Raw genomic sequence first — 16024 nt, 5'->3', positions numbered from 1 at the left:
CGCCGATCCGCCATGGCCGGTCAACGGCGTTCCGCCGGGGGGAGGGGTTTGCGGAGGAGGTAGTCGGTGCCGAACTCGGTGTCGGTGTCGTGGACGTCGCGGTAGCCGAGGCGCAGGTAGAAGGTGTGGGCGGTGACGGTGGCGCCGGTCTCCATGTGGGCGTGGCCCTCGCGGGCGGCGAGCGTCTCGACGTGGCGCAGGAGCCGGCGGCCGATGCCCCGGCCCGCCGCGCCCGGATCGACGAACAGGGAGTAGACCCGGTTGCCGTCGCGGGAGACGGTGCCGACGACGCGGCCGTCGTCGGCGACGTAGATGCGGCGGGACGCCGACAGTTCGACGAACCGTTCGGCCGTGAAGCGCGCGCACATCCGGTCGATGACGTCGGGCGGGTAGTCGCGGCCGTTCACCGCGTGCAGGCACCGCCGGACGATCCCGGCGACGTGCCGGGCGTCGCCGGGGCGGAACGGCCGGATGCCGGCGGTCGCGACGCGCACGTCCAGAGGATGCCCGGACGCCCGTCCCCCTACCCGGACGGGACGCGGCGGATCACGACGCGGGGTCGGTGCGCAGGAGGCGGAGGAACGCCTTGATCCCGGCGATGACCTCCTGGTCGTCGGTGAGCCGGGAGATCGCGTCCTCGAACCGGCGGCCGAGGGCCTCGACCCTGCGGTTCAGCTCGTCGGCGCTGCGGGACGCGGTCGTGCCGACGGCCTCCAGACGGTGGTTCAGCGTGTGGTCGGCCTGGTGGAGCTGCTCGACGGCGAGGCGCGCCGCTTCGGCCCGTCCCTCCAGGAACGCGACGCGCTCGATGAGGGCGAGGACGTCGTCGCGGGGGTGGTGCGTCTCCCGGAGCATCGTGCCGAGCCGTTTGCGGAGGTGGACGAACCATGCCTGCGCCGGCCGGAAGAGCGTGCTCAGCAGGAAGAGGCCGGAGATGTAGTACCCGAACGTCTCGCCCCAGAAGTAGGTCATCACGGCGACGGCGGCCGCGGTGACGACGTGCGCGCCGATCGCGGCCGCGCGGACCCGGCGGGCGATCCGGCGGGCCTCGGCCTCGTTCCCGGCGGACACGTCGATGCCCCGGTCGCGGCTGATGCGGGTCTCCCGCACCACCCGGCGGGCCTGGAAGTACACGTTCCACGGGACGGTGAGCAGGACGACGAACCACACGAAGCCGAGGACTCCGACCCCGAACATGAGCAGGGCCTCGGCCGTGACGTCCGCGAAGGCCAGCAGGACCGCCCCGGCGGTGGCGGCGACGGCGGCGAGGCCGAGGGCGAGCGCGTTGTGCGACATGGGCCGGGCTCCTGTCGAAGGGAACGGTGCGTCCCATCGTCGGGTCCGGGCCGGGCCGGGGCATGAGTCCGGCTACTCAGACGGCGATGGGTACGCCCGCTCGCTCCGCCGGGACGCGCGTCAGCGGCGGTGCTCGACGAGGGCGGGGCCGGAGAGCGGGGAGACCAGGCCGACGGACCAGACCGTGCGGGTGCCCGGCACGCGCGCCATGTCGTACACCCAGGCCCCGACCCCGGGACGTCCGGGACCGCTCTCGGTCGTCCACTCGCCGCGGCTGTAGTGCAGGTAGTTCGCGGGCGTGTTGTTCGTGCTCACCCCGACCAGCGCGCCGCCCGCGCCGTCGTCGGCGAGGACGTTGAAGTTGACGACGCCCGGTTCCACCGGGACGGGGATCGACCGCCAGGTGCTCCCGTTCCAGTGCAGCAGTTCGGGGGCGGGCTCGAACACGGCGGGCGCGCGGTACGCCCACACGCTCCTGGACGACACGGGGACGATCTCGAGCACGTACGTGTCGTCGCTGCTCGGGTGCCGGACGGTGTTCCAGCGGACGCCGTCCCAGTGCAGCATCACCTGGGTGGGGCCCTCGCCCGGCGGTTCGCAGATGCAGGAGATCCACACGTCTCCGGGCGACCGGACCGCGACGGTCAGCGCCGTGGTCATCTTCACCGGGAGGTCTTGGCGGACCCACCGGTCGCCCTCGAAGCGCAGGGCGACGGACTCGCCGGCCGCCTCGTCGTACCCGATCGACCAGGCGGGCCCGCCGGGCGCCGCCGAGAGGATCTCCAGCCGCGGGGAGGGCGAGGGCAGCGGGATGGTGCGGCTGATCCCGTCCGGGTAGCCGACCTCGCGCCAGGCGGTGCCGTCCCAGCGGAGCGCGACGGGGCGGGAGCCGGTCTCCTCGGTCCAGTTCGTGCCGATCGCCCAGGCGGCGCGCGGCCCGGCGGCGGCGATGTCGGCGAGCGAGGTCGAGCCGGGGATCGGCAGGTCCTGTCGGCGCCACTCCCGGCCGTCCCAGGCGAGCATGAACTGCGAGCCCGAACCGGTGGCGTTCTCGACCCCGGTGATCCAGGCGGCGCGCGGTCCCGCCGCCGCGACCTCGAGGGGCACGGCGAGCCCTTGGAGCGCCGGGGTGGGCGAGGTCGTCCACTCCGGGGCGGCGGCGGCCCGGGCGGGGGTGATCAGCAGGCCGGAGAAGGCGGCGATCCAGGCGGTGACGTGGAGAACTCGGCGGTGTCCTGCCATGCGGGGCTCCCGGGGGCTCGATGATCTCACCGGCATATACTGGCAAGGTTCCGCGCCTTGTGGAGCGTTCCGGCCGCTTCCGGTCCCGATGCGACCGGCGCAGAGGCCGTCCCGGCCGCCCGCGCGAAAACAGACAAGCGAGGACTTTCCCGGCGGCGCGGGCCTGATTGCGGGGAAAGCGGGACCGGTCCCGGCGCGGACCGGCTTGGATGACCCGATGACCCCCTCGCAGAGCGTCACCGCGCCGCGCCCGTTCGTCCTCGTTCCGCTCGCCGCGGCCGCGATCCTCGGGCTCGCGGCGTGTTCGTCCGGCGAGCCGGACTCCGAGCGCGCCGCCGGGCCGACGTCCGCCGCGCCCACGACCACCGCCCCCGCCACCCCCGCGGCCTCGCCGTCCCCGTCGATGCCCGTCCCGGCGGACGGCGAGGATCGCCGGGCGTGCGCGGACGACGGCTCCTGCGAGATCAAGGTGACCGGCCCCGTCACGATCCCGATGCCGGACCGGCTCGGGCTCGGCCCGATCGAGGTCACCGAGATCGGCGCCCGCGACGTCGCGTTCGTCGCGCCGCTGACCGGGTCGCGGTTCGCCAGCAGCGGCGACGGCGGCGGATGCTCCGCGACCTTCACCGGGCCGGGCGCGGGCACCTCCGCCCGCATGGACGTGACCTGTCCTCCCGGCGGCGAGACGGTCGTCAACACGGTGACCATCGGCGTCGTCGGCATCGAGGACGGAGCCGCGGTCATCCGCATCCGCCCTGCGGCGTAACGCGGACGCCCTGCCGGGAGATCACTCAGTCCGGGCTCCGGTCTCCCGGCGGCCACCGGTCGTTCCCCTGGCGTCCGGTGGTGGTTCGCCCGTCCGGTGGACGGCGTTCCCGTCGGTGCCCGAGCCTGGCCGCGGCACGCGGCCCGCCGCCGCGCCTCCCCCCGGATGAAGGGCTCAGATGAGCGGAATCGTTCCCCTCGACAGGCGTGATTTCCTCCGCGCGGCCGGAGGCGCCGGCGTCGCCGTCGCCGCCTCGGGCGTCCTGGTCCCGCACGCCGGGGCCGCGTCCGCCGAGTTCGCCCACGGTGTCGCGTCCGGCGACCCGCTCCCGGACGGCGTGGTGCTGTGGACGCGCGTGACGCCGACCCCCGAGAGCGCCCCCGGGTCCGGCGCCGGGCCGGAGGTGACCGTGCGCTGGGAGATGAGCCCGGACGCCGCGTTCTCTACGATCGTCCGGGACGGGGAGGTCGTCACCGGGCCGGACGCGGACCACACGGTCAAGGTGGAGGCGACCGGCCTGGAGCCGGACACCTGGTACCACTACCGGTTCCGCCTCGGCCCCGTGACCTCCCCGGCCGGCCGCACCCGCACGGCGCCCGCCCCAGACGCGGAGGTGGACGGGCTGCGCCTCGGCCTCGCGTCCTGCTCGAACTACGCGGCGGGCCACTTCGCGGCGTACCGGCACGCCGCCGAGCGCGGCGACCTCGACCTGTTCGTGCACGTCGGGGACTACCTGTACGAGGGCGGCGACGCCGGGGTGCGGGCCCACCGGCCCGCGAAGGAGATCACGTCCCTGGCGGACTACCGGCAGCGGCACGCGCAGTACAAGACCGACCCGGACCTCCGGGCGCTGCACGCGGCGGTGCCGTGGGTCGCGACCTGGGACGACCACGAGGTCGTCAACGACTACTGGGAGGGCGGCTCCGGCGACCACGACCCGGCCGCCGAGGGCGACTGGGCGGCCCGCAAGGCCGCCGGGCACCGCGCGTACTTCGAGTGGATGCCGGTCCGGCGCGGCCCCGGCGGCGGGATCCGCCGCCGGTTCCAGTGGGGACGCCTGGCGGACCTGACGATGCTGGACCTGCGCGGCCACCGCTCCGAGCAGTCCTCGGAGGAGGACTTCGACGACCCGTCCCGCACCTTCACCGGACGCGCGCAGATGGAGTGGCTCAAGGACGGCCTCAGCGCCTCGACCGCGCAGTGGCACCTCATCGGCAACTCCGTGATGATCACCCCCGTCTCCCTGCAGGGGCTGGTGAAGGAGGTCGTCGACGCCCTCGGCGAGCTGATCGGCGGCGGCGACCTCCTCGCGCACGTCGGCCCCAACGCCGACGCGTGGGAGGGCTACCAGGCCGACCGGACCGACCTGCTCACCCACATCCGGGACGCCGGGATCACCGACACCGTCTTCCTCACCGGCGACGTGCACGTCTCGTGGGCGACCGAGGTGAGCGTCGACCGCACCGCCGCCCCGTGGCACCCGCCGGTCGCGACCGAGCTCGTCTGCTCGTCCGTCACCAGCTCGAACCTGGACGACCTGCTCGGCCTGCCGCCGCGCACGATCTCGCGGGGCGCCGAGGGCGTGCTGCACCTCAACAACCCGTACGCGAAGTTCTGCGAGCTCGACAGCCACGGGTTCGTCCTCATCGACGTGACCCCGCGGCGGATGCAGGCCGACTGGTACTTCGTCAGCGACCCCGAGGACCCGGACGCGACGCTGAAGCACGGCGCGTCCTTCGCGAGCCGCGCCGGAACCCAGCGCCTCCACCGCGCCTTCACCCCGGTCGGGTAGCCGGCGCCCGGAAAGCGACCGGACATCCGGCCGCCCGAAACCGGACGAACGAGGGGGCCGCCCGCGAGACACGGGCGGCCCCGCCGCCGTCCGGGGTCAGCCGGACACGCGCCCGTAGTCGCTCTTCTCGCCCTCCGGGTCGGTGAGCGTGATCGTCTGCCCGTCCGGGGACACCACCGCGGTGCCGGGGAACGCTCCCGCGCCGCAGTCGATCCGGAAGGCGTACGTCCGCTCCCCGCCCTTGGGCTCGACGGTCCCGTCGCAGCTCTCGCCGTCGCTGGAGAGGGTGACCGTCCCGTCGCCGCGGAACTCGAACGTCTCGTTGTTCGCACCCGTCTTGGGCCCGCGCCACGTCCCGGTGATCGACGCCTTGTCGTTCCCGGCCGCCGCCTCCTGGCCGCCCCCGCCCTGCCCGCTCCCGCCCTCGCCGCTCCCGGCGGACGTCGTCTGCTCGCTCCCGGCGGACGTCCCGGAGTCGTCCCCGCCCGAACAGCCGGTGATGCCCAGCACTGCGCATATCGAACCGGCAAGGAGCCATTTACGCACGGACGTCCTCCAGGGGGTGAAGTTCCGGCGAACACTCGCGGAACCGCGAAAGAGAAGGTGATCAAGGTAGCCATCGCCCCAAATCGCCTCAACCCGCCACCGCTTTCGGTGCAGGCCGAAACCGGCCAGGTCGCCGACCACGGGGAAACGCTCCGCGCGCTGCGGGCAAGAAGGTACGGCGGCGGAGGCATCGCCCGACCCCCGACGAGCGAACGATCACCCGCGCGCCACCCTCTGCGACCGACCCACGGGAGGCGGCGATGCCGATCCGGCACAGGGCGGCCGAACTCGCCCTCCACTGGCACGCCGGGCTGCTGGCCGGGCGGGCGCTGACGGCCGCCGTCTACGGCGAGCACCACCGCAGCCGCGCCCTGACCGCCCGCGCCGTCCACCGCGGCCCCGCCGCGGTCGAACGCCTCGTCACCGTCTGGTGCCGGACGATCCTGGACGAGCGCCCATCGGGCATCGGCGTCCGTCCGGACATCGAGCAGGTGCCGATCCCGGCGCGCTGGGCCGTCCGGGTGCTCGCCGCCGCGGCCGCCCGGGACCGGATCATGCTCCCCGCCCTCGTCGGCGCCGTCCCCGCCGACGAACTCGAACCGCACCTGGCGGCCCTGCTGCACCTGGCCGTCGCCGCGGTCGTCGAACGCGACGAGGAGACCTGGCCCTGACGCGTCCCGTCGCCTCGACCGGATTGCCCGTGCGGCCCCGACCGTGGAAGAGTCGATGGCGCTGATCAGCCCGCCCGACCGTCGGCGACGTCCTCGAACGGCTCCCCGCCTCACGAGCGATCGCCGTCCCGGAAGGCGTCGACGAGATCGTCTTCATGCGGGAAAGGCGGTGGCAGGCGTCCAAGGGCTTCACGGCCGGGCTGTTCGTCACCTGGCTGTTCGTCCTCCTCCCGCTGTCCGCGCTGCCCGTCCTCCATGGCCTCGGGACGCCCGCCGAGATCGGCGGCGCGGCGGCGATCAGCCTGCTCGGCGGCGGGCTGTTCACGCTGCTCGCCCTGGCGCTCCCCCGGGACCGGCTCACCATCGACCACGGCGGCCTCGCGTTCCGGTACGTCGAACAGCCGGACCGAGCCCCCTGGTCCACGGCTTCACTCCCGGTTCGTTGCCTGAAATGATCCGATTCGAGTTTCGTTCGGGCTCGACGACACCGAGGGGACGTCTCCGCATGGAGCCGCTGCGTCCAGGGGACCCGCGCACGGTGGGCCGGTACCGGCTGGAGCAGCGGCTGGGCGGCGGCGGCATGGGGCGGGTGTTCCTCGGCCGGTCCCGGGGCGGACGGGTGGTCGCCGTCAAGGTGGTGCGGCCGGAGTTCGCCGAGGACGACGGATTCCGGCGCCGGTTCACACGCGAGGTGGAGGCGGCCCGCCGAGTCGGCGGCTTCTACACCGCACAGGTGGTCGACGCCGACACCGAGGCCGATCCTCCCTGGCTGGTCACCGCGTACATTCCCGGCCCCTCACTCGAAGAAGCCGTCACCCGGGACGGCCCGTTGCCGCTTTCGAGGATCATTCCGCTGGGGACCGCCCTGGCCGAGGGGCTCTCCGCGATTCACGCGTGCGAGCTGGTGCACCGCGACCTGAAACCGTCCAACGTGATCCTCGCCGAGGACGGCCCGCGCGTCATCGACTTCGGCATCGCCCGCGCGCTGGACGCCGCGTCCGGGACCGCCTCCCGGATCCTGATCGGGACGCCGTCGTACATGTCCCCCGAACAGGCCGACGGCGGAACGGTCGGCCCGCCCGGCGACGTGTTCTCGTTCGGCGCGGTGCTGGCGTTCGCCGCGACCGGCCGCAGCCCGTTCGGGACCGGGACGGCCCAGGCCGTCCTGTACCGGGTCGTCCACGACGAACCGGATCTCGAGGGCGTGACCGAACCGCTCGCGGAACTGATCGCCGCGTGCCTCGCCAAGGACCCCGCCGACCGCCCCGCGGTCGGCGACGTCCTGGACCGGCTCTCGGCGCTCGACGAGACCGCGACCCGGCCGCTCCCGCCCGAACCCGAACCCGAACCGACCACAGCCGTCGAGAGCGGCGAATCAGCGGAACACGCCGGCCTCACGATCTGGAACCTCGGCGCGGAGAAACTCGACGTCGTCATCGACGGCACCTCGGTGCACAACGTCGACCACCGCGATCAAGCCACGATCCACCTCCCACCCGGCACCCACACCGTGCAGGTGCTGGCGGGCCGGCACCACGGCGTGCTCCGCCGCGTCGAGACGCGGCCCGGCGCCACGACACGCATGATCTTCGACGTCCCGCGCCGCCGCTCCGGCGCCGCCCCCGAGCAGGTCGACGAGCTGGTCTTCACCAAGTTCCGGCTCGGCGCGCTCGAAGAGATCGCGGTGCTCGCGGTGTTGATGCCGGTGACGTACGCGCTGATCGGCATACCGCTCCTGTTCCTGCACAGCAAGATCTTCGGCGGGGCGAACTGGACGGAACATCTGGGCTCCACGGCACTGGCCATGGTGGGCGTGGGCGTCGTCCTCTTCATCCGCTCCCGGACGTCCCGTTCCCCGCGGCTCACCCTGCACCCCGGCGGGCTCACCTTCGACCCCGGCCGCAGGGGTCGGCGGAAGGTGATCGACTGGGACGCCGTCCACCAGATCAGCGTGCTCTATTCCGGGAGGAACTCCGAACTCGTCGTCTGGTTCCGGGACGGGCATCGCCCCGCCATCGGCCGCAACGTCCAAGGCGGCACCTTCGTGTGCAAGGTCAGCGACCTGTTCGTCCGCAAAGGCGGCGGAACACTCGACACGGGCCTGAAATGGTTCGCCGGTGACGCCTACGTCGAGCAGTGGAGAGTCGGGGACGGGCGCGTCCCGTAGCGCCCGCCCACATGGACGACCGCGCCGACCACGGGCTTTCGTCGCCCGGCTTCAGAACGCGAGGGTCACCTCCGCCGTCGCCGCCGGGCTCGACACGACGGCGTCGAACGCGTCCGCGACGGGCATGGGCGTCTCCTCGCTCTGGCTGCGGACGGCGTCCGGGAACGGGCCGCCCGCGAACGGCCGCAGGTCCGTCAACGTGGGCACCCCGCCCAGGCCGGCCGCCACCAGCGCCCCCTCCACGCTGGCCGGACGCGGCGCGGGCATCGGCGTGTCGACCATCGTGAAGCCGGTCCCTTGCGAACCGTCGGGGTGCATCTCCGGGACGCTCCCCGCCGTGTGCGTCAGCGCCACCGCCCGGTAGTCGCCGCCCAGCGCGCGCGCCAGGTAGTGCCCCATCGGATACGCCCACATCTCGCCGCCGTAGAAGATCGGCACCTTCTGCACATGGTTGTTGTGCGCGACCACCACGAACCGGTCGTCCGGTGCGGCGCGCTCCATGTGCCAGTGCAGCGAGTCGGCCATGAAGCGGTCCCGGACGGACGTGTCCAGCGGCAGCCCGCCCCCGGAGAACACCTCGTGCATGGTCGCGAACATGTAGTCCGTGTGGCACGCCGCCTCGATCATGCGCACCGCCACGTCGTACCGCTCCCGCCCGGCCCGTTCGACGTGCCGCGGCTCCAGCGCCCGCGCCCGCAGCAGCAGCCGCGCCAGCACCGTGGTGAGCCGCTCCCGCACGTCCCGGTCGAGCCTCCCCCACGCGGGCGCCGCCTCCGCCATCGACGAGCCGCCGAACCGGCCGTCGATCGCGAGCGCCTCTTCCACGAGCGGCACGGCCTCGGGATCGACCTCCCGCAGGTACTCCGCGACCGGCTCCAGCGCGGGACGCACGGTGCCGCACGCCTGCGGAACGTCGATGCCCGCGAACCTCACCGGGTGCGCGCTCGTCCGATTGTGGGCCCGCAGCCAGCGCGCCATGTCGCCGTTCAGCCCGGCGAACGTCGTCCCCGGCATCCCGGACAGGTCGCCCTCCTCGCCCGCGCCGCCGATCCACCGGTCGAGCGCGAACCCCTCGGCGAAGCCGAACTCGAACGCCAGCACGGTGAACCCGCACCGCTCGGCGAGGAACCGGACGATCCGGCGCCGCGCCGCACCGAACTCGCGGACGAAGTGGCAGCCCTCGCCGACGGCGACGACCCGCGCGTCCCCGACGATCGCCCGCAGCGGCTCGAGGTCGTCCAGCGGCCCGTCCGGCTCGAGCGAGTCCAGGACGGCGGCGTGCTCACGAATGTCGAACATGGATGGGTGCTCCGTTCTCGGTACCTGAAGGGTCACGAACTCACCGAGGGAAGCGCGACCAGCCCGTCCACCGGCCGTCCCGACCGGTCACGGGTGCGCGCTCCCGAGAAGCACGTCAGAGAAACAGACTGCCCGTCCCCATGCCCGCACCGTACCAACACCCACCCCCGGCGCCGCTCTCGGAGCCGTCCCCGTGGTGCGGTCAGACCGCCAAGGCGCCGCCGACGAAGGTTCGTTCGGGGGCGGACGGGACGAGCTCGACCATGGTGCCCGGGCGGAGTTCGTCGCCGAGGACATCGACGATCGCGTCGGTCAGTGCGGCGCCGAGAGCCGCGGTGATGTCGGCGGCGTCGGGGCGGTCGAAGACGCCGGCGCGAACGCCCAGGATCACGGAGGCGTTCGCGTCCACGGCCTTGCCGCCCTGCGCGAAGCGCCCCGCGGGGACGCCGTCCAGCCGGACGCTCACGAGGTCGCGGGCCCAGTCGCCGTAGACGCCGACGATCGCGTCGGTGAGTGCGGCGACGAGCTCGCCCTCCTTCCCCACCAGCCGGTCCTCCGGAAGGTGCACGGTCATATGCGGCACGGCCGCCTCCATTACCTTTGACAACAAAGTCTTTAGAGTTAAAGGTAATTGAGGAAGGCATCGAAGGTCCACCGGCCCGGCCGCCCCGGCCGCGGACGTCAGTGGCCGTTGGGTTCGCTGCTCGGGCGTCCGGCCGGCTCCAGCGGCGGTAGCGAGTCGAGCCGCGCGTGGAGGTCCATGACCTGGCGGCTCGGTGTGCCGGGAGGGCGGCGCAGGTCGGCGCGAAGGGCGTTGAGGCGGTCGCGGCTGGTGGCTCGTAGGGCGCCGGGGGCGATGGCATCGAGCACCGACGCGGCGAGGGCGGCCGCGTCGTCGCCGCGTCCTTGGGCGGCCTCGGCGCGGGCCAGCACGATCGTGGCGGCCGCCCAGCCCGGACGTCCGTGCGGGATGTGCTGCAGCGATTCGTCGGCGTACCGGGCGGCTCGAACGGCGTCCCCGGCGAGCAGCGCGGCCTCGGCCAGGTGCATGTCGAGTTCGGCGCGGTCGAACCCGAACCGGCCGGGAACGTCGCCGTCGGGTGCGGCGTCCATGGCGTCCAACGCGCGCCCGGAGATGCGCGCGACCTCGACCCGGGAGCCGGAGCCGACTGCGGCGGTCGGGCGCAGCAGGCCCCAGGCGAGCATCTGCGCCTGCCACAGCGGCGATTCGGCCAGCGAGTACGCGTGCCGCGCCAGCTCGACCGCGGCGGGATGGCGATCCCCGTAGTAGGCGATCATGGCGCGGGCTCCGAACGCCCAGGACGCCAGGCGCCGGTCCGCGGTGTCGCCGCCGATCCGCGCGGCGGTCGCCAGATGGACGTCCGCGGCGGCCTCGTCCCCAAGGTGGAAGGCCAGGTTCCCGACGAGGGCCGACAGCCATCCGGCGATCCGGCGGAGCTCGCGCCGGTCGTCGTCGGCCTGCGGGTTCCGGAGCATGGCGTTGACGAGCGTCCGGCACCGGTGCACCTCGGCGGCGAGCACGCCGGGCTCGTACCGGGAGTACCGCAGGTCGTAGTGGGCGAGCGCCGCGGCCAGGTTGTCGCGGGTCTGCGGGCCTCCGGACGGACCTTCGACCTCCAGCGCCAGCTCGATGCTCTCGCGCAGGGCCGCGAGGTTCCCAGCCGCCATGAAGACTCCAATTCGTGGTCGCCGTCCCGGTCGCTTCTGCCAGGCACCGTACTGCGGACGTTGGTCGTCGGCAGGCGGGCGCGCCCAATCGGACAGTCCCAACTGGGCCGGTGTGGCGTCGTAGAGGCGGCAGAGTGCCATGCCGTACTCCGGGCTGGGCGGGAACGCACCGTGCTCCCAGCGGCACAGCATCGCCGGGTTCACCGGCGGAACGCCCAGCCCGTCCGCCCGGTACAGCTCGGCGATGCCGCGGATGGCGTCCGCTCGAGTCCAGCCGTACGCCCATCGCCACGCCTCAAGCGGCAGTACCTCGGGAAGCCGCGCCTGGATGTGCGCGGCGATCTTCTCCACCGGCCAGCGCCCGCGCTGCCCTCGGGCGCGTATGCCGCGCGCCTGCTCGGCGAGCTGCTTGCGGCGGGCTCTACTGATCGTGTGCGGCAACGCCAACCTCCGGCGAGCTCGGCCCCACCCCCACTCCCGAGCGTAACCAGCGGTAGCGCCCTGCTGCATCGGCCTGACCGGCAACGGCCGCGTCATTGCCGGAGCGCACGGTCGGCGGCAATACGGCGGTGGCAATGGGGTGCCCGCCTCGGCGGCATTGATGCTCTCGCGGGCCGGGGCGGAACGTGGAGGAACCACCGGATCGGGCCCGTCCGGCCCCTGTGAGAGGAGATGCCGATGGACGGCAGTTGCACCCGTCCGCCCGGCGAGACGACCGTGCCGGCGATGTTCCGGCCGCCCGCCGACGAGACGTGGAGCGTCGAGCACTTGTTCGCGGGAGCGTCGCGACACGTCGTTCAAACGCCGCTGGTCCGCAACACCTACAAGAAGAAGTCGGGGTCGTCCGACGGGGCCAAGACCTACGACACGACGTCCGTGTGATCCGCCGACCAGTCGAACCGAGAGGGGTTCGGCCCTGGGCCGGACCCCTCGGTGAACTGAGCACGAGAGGAGACGGTTGTGCTCACACTGCGAATCGACCCGGACGCCCCACCGACGTGGAAATGGGACGGAACCTCGTACGTGACCGGTGACGGCGGCCGCGTGACGCCCTACGCGCATCCGATGGTCGAGCACCTCGCCGCGACCGACGGCACCCGCACCGCGATCATCGTCCGCGAGCGCGTGCCCTGCCGGACGGCCGCGTCCCCGGCACCGGTAACGGTCATGCCGCACGTCCTCGATGACATCGCCGCCCGGGCCCGGCGGTGGCCGGTCGATCACGTGCTGATCGAGACCGCCCCTCGCCGTCCGGTGCGGGTCACCGTCGGCGCGGACCGGTCGACGCCACTGTTCCTCGCCCACCGGGACGGCATCCTGCACGGCTCGTGGGACATGGCCGACCTGGCGCCGTTCGCAACCGGGATCAACCCCAAGGAAGCGACCCGCCTGCTGATCTACCAGCCCCGCTACACCGCCGAAACCGCCTTCAGCGGAATCCGCCGGCTGACGGAGCGGGCCACGGCCACCTTCGGCGGCGACCTGGTCATCACCTACCCAGACCCCGTCGTGCATGCCGAACCGCGCGAACTCGTCGAGGGAGCCGACGTGCTGACCGCGTTCGTCGAGGGGATCGACGCGGCCTTGGACGCGCGCCCCCTGGAGCCGCTCGCAACCGTGTGCCACCTGACCGGCGGGCTGGACTCCGGCTCGATCGGCACATGCGCGGCCAAGCGCTGGCCCGGGCAGATCGATACCGCGACGTTGATCGTCATCGGACCTGGGCGCGAGCAGCAGATCAGGCGCCGGGCCGAGATGCGCGACCGGGTGCCCTTCGGGCCGCACGACCTCCGGGTCGACACCCGCGATCGGCTGATGTTCGGCCCGTCCTGCGCCCGCGTCCGCGGCGAGCTGGTCAGCCCCTGCGACGAGCCGCTGCACCAGCACTTCGTCGAGCTGAACGCCCTGATCGCCGCACTGGGGGCGCACACGGTGGTGACGGGCCTGGGCGGCGACGAGATGGTCGCGGTCGGGTCGGCCGAATCGGCGCAGGCCGCCGCCGACCGAACCGACGACCTCGCCCTGCCCTGGCTAGGCCCCCGTGCCCTGGCCGCGATCGAGTACTGCGACGACGCCATCGCTCCCCCGGCCATGGCCGGGGGCATCACCCTTCTGGCGGCGGAGACCGTCGCACCGCCACTTCTGCGCGCCGGGCTGTGGCCGGTGCACCCGTTCACGCACCCGGCGCTGATCGAACTGGGCGACCAACTCCCGTTCCACTGGCGCGAACTCAAACAGCTACAGCGCCGACACCTCGGCACGTTCGGGCTCAGCCACGACGCCTGCAACCCCGAACTGCGGGAGAGCTTCGCCGAACTGGTCGAGGAATCCCTCATCATCAACGGGCTGCCGCTGCTGCGGCACATCCTGAACGAGGGATCGCCGCTGATCGAAGCGGGGCTGCTGGACCCCGACGGTCTCAAGGCCGCCGTCGTCGCGCTGGAGACCGAGCCCTACCACGAAGAACCGCACTCGAAGCTGGTCGAGGTCATCACCCTCGACCAGGCCGTCAGGGCGTTCCTGCCCTGACTCCGAACCACGACGACAGGTCGAGCCGCTCGGCCCGCCTCGCCATCATGTACAACCGGGCGTGCGTCCGTTGCTCTTCACGCACCAGCGCGAACCCCTGTGTCCGGTTGTAGCGGGCCAGCCGCTCGACGTGGCAGTGGCGCCGAACCCACGGCACCTCCAGCCGCGCGGCCCGATCGACCGCCCACCACGCCATCACCGTGCCCGGCTTCCCTGCCCGCAGAGCCGGGTCGGTGATCGATCCCGACAGGTACAACGCGGCCTCGTCGCGCTCCTCGTCCGTCCATCCCCATGGCGGGCCCTGCTCCTGCACCAGCATCTGGCCGACGACACCATGCTCGTCGTCCTCCAGGACCCACACGTCCCCGAACGGGTTGTCGCACTGTGCGACCAACTCGTCCAGCGCGCCCCGCCAACTCGCCAGTCCCCGCCGCTCCAACCAGGCACAGCGGGCCTCCACCATCCTGGCGACCTCAGGACGGTCGGCGCTCACCGCAGGACGCATCTCCATCACCGGGCACATTGTGCGGCACCCGAACGCCCGCCATGCGGCCGACCGCCGGAGGATCTTCCTCCGCTTGACGGCCAGAGCAGCGGCGGCAGCGGAACGGTCGCGCGGGCGGGGTCACGGCGGGCTGGGCGGGGACCGTAAAGATGCGGTAATCGCCGGGCGCCATAGTGATCCCAACGAGGCCGGCCACGGCGAACGAGGGCCGGCGGAGCGGCAGAGCCGGGCCTGTTCGGCGGGCGGCGGATAGATCACCCAGGAGGAAGAACGATGGCGCGAGAGCTGGTCTACACGGGGTTCATGTCGCTCGACGGCGTGGTGGACTCGCCGGGCGGGCAGGTGGAGGGCCACCGCAGCGGCGGGTGGGTGATGCGGACCGAGTTCGTGCCGGAGGCGTACTCGCTCAAAGGCGAGGAACTGGCCGAGACGACGGCCCTGATGTTCGGGCGTCGCAGTTACGACGCCTTCGCGCCGGTCTGGTCCGCGTCCGAGGACCACGCGGCCTATCAGGACCTTCCCAAGTACGTCGTGTCCGGGACGCTCAAGGAGGACGACCTGATCGACGGCTGGGGTCCGATCACGGTCCTGCGCTCGGTCGAGGACGTCGCGGCGCTCAAGCGGGAGGAGGGCGGGGCGATCTTCATCCACGGCAGCGCGGAGCTGGCCCGCCGCCTGGCCGACGCGGACCTGATCGACCGCTACAACCTGCTCGTGTTCCCCGTGCTGCTGGGAGCCGGGAAGAGCATCTTCAGCCGCGAGGACCGGGACGAGCAGAACCTGAAGCTCCGGGATTCCGCCGCCTACTCCAACGGCGTCACGAAGCTCGTCTACGACGTGGTGCGCTGAAACTTGGAGAAACTTTCGCCGTGCATGTCGAGACGGGAGGGTGCCGCTCCGATCAGAGGGTGACAGGGCCCAGGAGGGCCCCTACCTGAGGAGCATGATCGTGCGGAAGATCGTCCACTTCGTTCACGTTTCGCTGGACGGCTACATCGAGGGGCCGAACGGTGAGTTCGACTGGCCCGTCATGGGGGCGGAGCTGTCGGCGCACTCGTTCGAGCTGGTGGAGCGGGCCGACACCTTCCTCTACGGTCGTCCGGTCTGGGAGATGATGTCCGGGTACTGGCCGAACGCCGAGGCGATGTCCGATGACCCGCATGACCTGAAGTTCGCGCCGGTCTGGCGGCGTACGCGCAAGGTGGTGTTCTCGCGGACGCTGCGCGATCCCGGGCACGGCGCGCGGGTCATCGACGGCGCGAACCTGGTCGAGCAGGTCACCGCGCTCAAGGCCGAGCCGGGCAAGGACCTGCTGCTGATGGGCGGCGCGTCGCTGGCCGCCGAACTCACGGCGCACGGACTGATCGACGAGTACCAGGTCGTGGTGCACCCGGTCGTCCTCGGCGGCGGCAAGGCGCTGTTCCCCGAATCCGGACGGCGGTTCGACCTGCGGCTGGTCGAGTCCCGGACCCTCGACGGCCGGGCCGTCCTGCTCCACCACCGCCCTGTCTCGCGCTGACCC

General features: G+C 72.7%; 17 protein-coding genes. 9 read left to right on the top strand and 8 right to left on the bottom strand.

Annotation, left to right across the window (positions count from 1 at the left end; genetic code table 11):
• Window positions 1-20: 20 nt before the first annotated feature.
• The 3 genes from AB0L25_RS26830 to AB0L25_RS26820 all read right to left on the bottom strand — a co-directional run bounded on the left by AB0L25_RS26830 (window position 21) and on the right by AB0L25_RS26820 (window position 2538).
• On the bottom strand, window positions 21-494 hold the full coding sequence (locus tag AB0L25_RS26830) for a GNAT family N-acetyltransferase (RefSeq protein WP_500175457.1): 474 nt from the start codon (window positions 492-494) through the stop codon (window positions 21-23).
• A gap of 52 nt (window positions 495-546) precedes the next feature.
• Window positions 547-1296, bottom strand: a complete 750-nt coding sequence (locus AB0L25_RS26825) for a hypothetical protein (RefSeq protein WP_500175456.1) — start codon at window positions 1294-1296, stop codon at window positions 547-549.
• 120 nt (window positions 1297-1416) lie between these two features.
• A complete protein-coding gene (locus tag AB0L25_RS26820) occupies window positions 1417-2538 on the bottom strand; it encodes a hypothetical protein (protein ID WP_500175455.1) in 1122 nt (373 codons plus the stop codon).
• 217 nt (window positions 2539-2755) lie between these two features.
• Between AB0L25_RS26820 and AB0L25_RS26815 the strand changes: the two genes are divergently transcribed.
• Together AB0L25_RS26815 and AB0L25_RS26810 are read left to right on the top strand one after the other, a co-directional pair.
• Window positions 2756-3304, top strand: coding sequence for a hypothetical protein (locus tag AB0L25_RS26815; protein WP_500175454.1), 549 nt, complete (start codon window positions 2756-2758; stop codon window positions 3302-3304).
• 178 nt (window positions 3305-3482) lie between these two features.
• Window positions 3483-5096: an alkaline phosphatase D family protein gene (locus AB0L25_RS26810; RefSeq protein ID WP_500175453.1), complete on the top strand. Its 1614-nt coding sequence runs from the start codon at window positions 3483-3485 to the stop codon at window positions 5094-5096.
• Window positions 5097-5192: 96 nt separating this feature from the next.
• Here AB0L25_RS26810 and AB0L25_RS26805 read toward each other — a convergent pair whose 3' ends face one another.
• Entirely contained in the window at window positions 5193-5606 is a 414-nt protein-coding gene (locus AB0L25_RS26805) for a PA14 domain-containing protein (protein WP_500175452.1), read from the bottom strand.
• A gap of 296 nt (window positions 5607-5902) precedes the next feature.
• Here AB0L25_RS26805 and AB0L25_RS26800 point away from each other — a divergent pair, with 296 nt between their 5' ends.
• The 3 genes from AB0L25_RS26800 to AB0L25_RS26790 all read left to right on the top strand — a co-directional run bounded on the left by AB0L25_RS26800 (window position 5903) and on the right by AB0L25_RS26790 (window position 8480).
• Entirely contained in the window at window positions 5903-6313 is a 411-nt protein-coding gene (locus tag AB0L25_RS26800; RefSeq protein WP_500175451.1) for a hypothetical protein, read from the top strand.
• 155 nt (window positions 6314-6468) lie between these two features.
• Complete coding sequence (locus AB0L25_RS26795) at window positions 6469-6768, top strand: hypothetical protein (RefSeq protein WP_500175450.1); 300 nt, start codon at window positions 6469-6471, stop codon at window positions 6766-6768.
• Window positions 6769-6818: 50 nt separating this feature from the next.
• Window positions 6819-8480, top strand: a complete 1662-nt coding sequence (locus AB0L25_RS26790) for a serine/threonine-protein kinase (RefSeq protein WP_500175449.1) — start codon at window positions 6819-6821, stop codon at window positions 8478-8480.
• Between the two features lie 51 nt (window positions 8481-8531).
• On the opposite strand, the gene AB0L25_RS26785 is transcribed toward AB0L25_RS26790, so the two are convergent.
• The 3 genes from AB0L25_RS26785 to AB0L25_RS26775 all read right to left on the bottom strand — a co-directional run bounded on the left by AB0L25_RS26785 (window position 8532) and on the right by AB0L25_RS26775 (window position 11909).
• Window positions 8532-9779, bottom strand: coding sequence for an erythromycin esterase family protein (locus AB0L25_RS26785; protein ID WP_500175448.1), 1248 nt, complete (start codon window positions 9777-9779; stop codon window positions 8532-8534).
• A gap of 202 nt (window positions 9780-9981) precedes the next feature.
• Complete coding sequence (locus tag AB0L25_RS26780; protein ID WP_500175447.1) at window positions 9982-10362, bottom strand: tautomerase family protein; 381 nt, start codon at window positions 10360-10362, stop codon at window positions 9982-9984.
• 98 nt (window positions 10363-10460) lie between these two features.
• A complete protein-coding gene (locus AB0L25_RS26775) occupies window positions 10461-11909 on the bottom strand; it encodes an NsdA family TPR-like regulatory protein (protein ID WP_500175446.1) in 1449 nt (482 codons plus the stop codon).
• Between the two features lie 237 nt (window positions 11910-12146).
• Between AB0L25_RS26775 and AB0L25_RS26770 the strand changes: the two genes are divergently transcribed.
• Complete coding sequence (locus tag AB0L25_RS26770; RefSeq protein ID WP_500175445.1) at window positions 12147-12350, top strand: hypothetical protein; 204 nt, start codon at window positions 12147-12149, stop codon at window positions 12348-12350.
• A gap of 78 nt (window positions 12351-12428) precedes the next feature.
• Entirely contained in the window at window positions 12429-13997 is a 1569-nt protein-coding gene (locus AB0L25_RS26765) for an asparagine synthetase B family protein (RefSeq protein ID WP_500175444.1), read from the top strand.
• Here the strand turns inward: AB0L25_RS26765 and AB0L25_RS26760 are convergent.
• A complete protein-coding gene (locus AB0L25_RS26760; RefSeq protein WP_500175472.1) occupies window positions 13978-14508 on the bottom strand; it encodes a GNAT family N-acetyltransferase in 531 nt (176 codons plus the stop codon). The two genes, AB0L25_RS26765 and AB0L25_RS26760, sit on opposite strands and share 20 nt — an antisense overlap.
• Window positions 14509-14775: 267 nt before the next feature.
• Between AB0L25_RS26760 and AB0L25_RS26755 the strand changes: the two genes are divergently transcribed.
• Both AB0L25_RS26755 and AB0L25_RS26750 read left to right on the top strand, forming a co-directional pair.
• Window positions 14776-15351: a dihydrofolate reductase family protein gene (locus tag AB0L25_RS26755; protein WP_500175443.1), complete on the top strand. Its 576-nt coding sequence runs from the start codon at window positions 14776-14778 to the stop codon at window positions 15349-15351.
• A gap of 100 nt (window positions 15352-15451) precedes the next feature.
• Complete coding sequence (locus tag AB0L25_RS26750; RefSeq protein ID WP_500175442.1) at window positions 15452-16021, top strand: dihydrofolate reductase family protein; 570 nt, start codon at window positions 15452-15454, stop codon at window positions 16019-16021.
• The last annotated feature ends 3 nt before the right edge of the window (window positions 16022-16024 follow it).

The organism is Spirillospora sp. NPDC052242, from assembly GCF_040679555.1.
Lineage (GTDB): Bacteria > Actinomycetota > Actinomycetes > Streptosporangiales > Streptosporangiaceae > Spirillospora.
The sequence above is the reverse complement of the archived record's forward strand: the minus strand, read 5'-3'. Positions and strand labels throughout refer to the sequence as shown.